1 protein-coding gene and 1 pseudogene are annotated in these 854 nt (G+C 45.0%); both read right to left on the reverse strand.

The features are described 5' to 3' along the window. Positions 1-629, reverse strand: a 629-nt coding sequence (locus tag A3762_RS13620; RefSeq protein WP_197469258.1) for a TolC family protein, incomplete at its 3' end; no start/stop codon positions are given. Next, positions 626-854: pseudogene (locus tag A3762_RS13625) on the reverse strand (HlyD family type I secretion periplasmic adaptor subunit); the annotation flags it as partial. The pseudogene A3762_RS13625 and the gene A3762_RS13620, both read right to left, overlap by 4 nt.

The raw sequence follows: 854 nt of genomic DNA on the forward strand, positions 1-854 counted from the left end.
ATATATCGGCTGCGGGTGTCCATCAATTCATTTCGGGCATTGTTTAAGTTCGCTTCCGCACGACTAATACGCCCATTAATTTGTGCAATATCTGCTTTGTCACCGACACCTTGTTCGTGCCTGTCATCGACCTTTTGTTTGATGTTGTAATGCATATCGAGATTTTCCTGTGCGAGTAATACCAGCTCTTTGGCTTTAAGCACATTCAAATAGTTTTCAACGATCTCTAAACCGAAGTTTTCAGAGGCTTCTTTCACTCGATAGCTAGCCGACATAAAGGTCGCTCGAGTACGAGAGGATTCCGCCGCAGATTGTCCTCCTCGGTATAGAGGTTGGCGCAACTGCAAACGTGCCTGACGACGCGTCATATCAGTACTGCTGCGTTGGTCATTGTCTGTATATTCTCGGCCGTAATCTCCGCTTAAACGTAAGGTTGGCAAAAACCCTGCAATCGAGCTTTTATCTTGATAATACGCCGATTTTAGGGCGCTAAAGCTAAAGCGAACTTGAGGGTTCGTCGACAAACTTTCTTGCACAACAGCTTCTAAACTTCCTGTGATGCCTTTACTCGTATATAGGCACACGAAGATCATAAGTAAAGTGCGCCACAGAATTGAAAAATGACTCATGACTTAACCATCCGAAGAACGGGTTTAAAGAAATATTCCAACACCGACTTTTGCCCAACTTGAATATCAACCGCTGCCTGCATCCCGGGAATAATAGGCAACTCATTTCCAGCTACGTCGGTCAGCATATTGGCGACAGTAAGTTTCACCAGATAGTAGTTCGTGCCTGTCTTTTCATCCAATAAAGTATCTGCACTCACATTCGATACCACGCCTTCCAGCCCA

It is taken from the genome of Oleiphilus sp. HI0125 (assembly GCF_001635355.1).